This is a genomic window from Helicobacter bilis ATCC 51630 (assembly GCF_000686565.1).
In the GTDB taxonomy this organism is placed as follows: domain Bacteria; phylum Campylobacterota; class Campylobacteria; order Campylobacterales; family Helicobacteraceae; genus Helicobacter_A; species Helicobacter_A bilis.
The window spans coordinates 1-3142 of sequence record NZ_JMKW01000093.1; the positions used below are offsets into that span (position 1 = coordinate 1).

Genomic DNA, 3142 nt, shown 5'->3' on the forward strand with positions numbered 1-3142 from the left:
AAAAATGCAGAAATTTTTCTTAACTTAATCATAGAAAATTACGAATTAAAACAGGAATTAAAACAGATAAAAGAAGCAGTAAAGATTTTAAAAGAAATCTAACCAAAGCAAACAAACAAAAGCGTCCAAAAGACAACGCAAGATTATTAACTAAAGAGAGTTTATGCAAAAAGAAAAATTACTTAAAGAACTTGCATTACGAACACTTGCAAAACGAGATTTAAAAACCTTTTTGCTTTTAAAATGGGAACGATTTAATCAAAAGCCTTTTATTGATAGTTGGCATTATGATTATTTATGTAAGGCTTTAATGCAAACCCTGCCACAATCAAATAATCAAATACAAAGACTTATGCTAAACATGCCGCCTAGCTATGGTAAAACAGAGATTATTGCAAGGACTTTTCCTGCATGGGCTTTGGGGAATGATAGAAGCAGAAAATACATTTATATCAGTTATAGTGATACTTTGTGTAAAAAGATTATTAATGAAATAAGGGCTTTATTAAAATCTAAATTTTGGTTAAGCATATTTAAAGAGCCGCCAAGATTCCTTAGAGAATCAAGCCAAGAAGTGATACTAGAAGAGGGCGGGGGATTATTTGTAACGACAATTAGGGGTGCAATAACAGGTTTTCATGCACACCAAATCTTAATCGATGATCCTATAAAAGTCAGTGATATGAGTTACAAGGTAGAAAGAGATAAGGTTAATGATACTTTACGAAATATCGTTACAAGATTGCAGGATAATAAAAGCAATATTACAATACTTATGCAGAGATTAGGGGACGAGGATTTATGCGGCTTTTTGCTAAATCCTAGAGAGTTTGACAATGAGAGTATAAAAGCATGGAAGCATATAAAGCTTGTAGCACTCAATAAAGAAAAAGAGGTTTATGCACTTGATAATTTTACATATGAGAGAGAGGTAAACGAACCGCTATTTACAAAAAAGCATGATATAGAAGCTTTGCATTCCTTGCGTTTGCAGTTGGGTGAAGATGAATTCGAGACACAATATCAGCAAGAACCTCAAGCAAGTGAAGCAGGGTATTTTGAAAGCATATATTTTAAAGAGATTCCAAGCTATGAAATAAGTGAAACTAAGGATTATATATTTGTAGATTCTGCCCTATCGTTAAATGAGAGTGCGGATAATAGGGCGATTGTTGTTGTTGGATTGGAAAACTATCAAAATAGCACGAGATATATTGTTAAAAATTGCTTGTTTGGGATATGGAATGAGGAAGAGACTATAAAATTTTTAATTGAAACAATGTTGCAGTTTCATACAGCAGGTGTTTATATAGAATCTGATGGCGGCGGCATAACGCTTAATAGATTATTGCAAAGAGAAATAGTCTTAATCAATGAACGACTAAAAAGGCAGGATAAAGCAATAATCAGTAATGACATAAATGTATATGTAGCAAGTAGAAAGGTGGCAAAAGTAGAGAAAATAAAGGCATTAAGAAGCTATTATAATACAGGCTTTTTAGTCTTTTTACATGGGGCAAGTGGGATAAATCAAATAAAAAAGGAATTATTGAGTTTTAACCCAGAAAAGCCTTTTAGAAAAGATGATTGTATAGACTGCATTGCAAGTTGTGTAGCGCATAAAGATTGTTTGCCCCCTGCTTTGAAAGTAGATAGGGCGTTAAGTTTAAATAGGCATGCGGTGAAAAAAGGGTGGCGGATATAGCTTTTATCTTTTTTGTTTAGAGATTTCATCTTGTGATAACATTCTAACGATTTTAATACTTTTATAGTAGTCATTATCGCTTAGATACTCCTACGCATATACAAGCTACAAAGATGTAGCAGCGAGTGCGGGGTTATTGAAGTTATAATACTTTTAGAAGGCTAAAATACAGCTTATTCTTTATCTAGTTTTTCAATGCTTGTTATTAATGTGTCTAAAATCTTAGATTTTTCGTAATAATAAAGCCATGATTTTACCCAATCGGGGATTTTTTCTGCCCTTTTCCAATTCACTACGCTTTCATACTGCATACTTACTAGTTTCGCAAACTCTTTTTTACTTAAACTCACTTCTTTTAATCTTTTGTCAAATTCTGCATAAATCATATATAACCTTTTTATAACATGTTAAAAACAAACCTCCTTTCTGTTACTATCTAGCATTGTAACAAATTGTAATATTTACTAAATTTTGTTAATATGCGACACTAACAAAAAGCACAAATAGCAAGAAAGCTATTATAATGAGTTTGTTGTTTAACATTGCTTTACCTCCTTTCCTGCACTTGCTAGAAAAGCGAGATAAACTTCCGCTTAAGCTGCTAACTTAAGCGGTAATAAAATTATACTACAAAACTGCAACTAAAACAAGGTAAAATAAATTAATTATTTATTATTTATAGTGGAAAAAACATAAAATGCACGATGAAAAGATAAAAAGAGAAGTAGAGATTTTTTATAAATCGAACAATACAAATGCGGCAGAGACTTCAAGGAAGTTTAATCTGCCTTATACTACGATTAAAAAGTGGATTGAAAAAGAGGGCTGGGAGAGTGGCTCCGCGATAAAAGATATTGAAACGACAAGTAAAGAAGTCGTTACAGAGAGTTTTAATCTAGTTACAAAAACTGCACAAAATCGCTTAAAAAATGAGATTATTCAAAACTTAGGGGAAAGTGCGTATAATGTTGATAGTGTTATTTTAAATTCGCTAATGAATGAGGCAAGTGAGAGTTTATTAATACAAGCAATGAGTTTAAATCATATTAATAAAAGTTTAGCACTGAATGCAAGTATTGCTAAAAATGCGTTAATGCAACTAAGTCTAAGTGATGATGGCAGTATGCAAAGTAAGATGGCGATTATTGCATGTAGTGAAAAAGTGAGTAAGATTTTTAATGAGTTGAAGACTTCATTGTATGGAAAAGAGATAACGATTACACAAAATGCAAAGAGTGATTTAAGCGAGATGAGTGATGGGGAATTGCTGGAGTTGATAAATAAAGCGGATTTGAGTGAGTAGGCGACAATCTAAAAAACAATTTACTACATTTACCCTAAATCTTTTAAAATCTTTACTGCTTCTTTTATCTGTTTTAATTCCTGTTTTAATTCGTAATTTTCTATGATTAAGTTAAGAAAAATTTCTGCATTTTT

General features: G+C 31.7%; 3 protein-coding genes. 2 read left to right on the forward strand and 1 reads right to left on the reverse strand.

Annotation, left to right across the window (positions count from 1 at the left end; translation table 11 throughout):
• The first annotated feature begins 163 nt into the window (after nt 1-163).
• Nucleotides 164-1705, forward strand: a complete 1542-nt coding sequence (locus tag T368_RS0111080; RefSeq protein WP_004088387.1) for a terminase large subunit domain-containing protein — start codon at nt 164-166, stop codon at nt 1703-1705.
• Nucleotides 1706-1878: 173 nt separating this feature from the next.
• On the opposite strand, the gene T368_RS0111085 is transcribed toward T368_RS0111080, so the two are convergent.
• Nucleotides 1879-2091: a hypothetical protein gene (locus T368_RS0111085; RefSeq protein ID WP_004088388.1), complete on the reverse strand. Its 213-nt coding sequence runs from the start codon at nt 2089-2091 to the stop codon at nt 1879-1881.
• A gap of 311 nt (nt 2092-2402) precedes the next feature.
• Here T368_RS0111085 and T368_RS0111090 point away from each other — a divergent pair, with 311 nt between their 5' ends.
• Complete coding sequence (locus tag T368_RS0111090; RefSeq protein WP_004088391.1) at nt 2403-3008, forward strand: hypothetical protein; 606 nt, start codon at nt 2403-2405, stop codon at nt 3006-3008.
• The last annotated feature ends 134 nt before the right edge of the window (nt 3009-3142 follow it).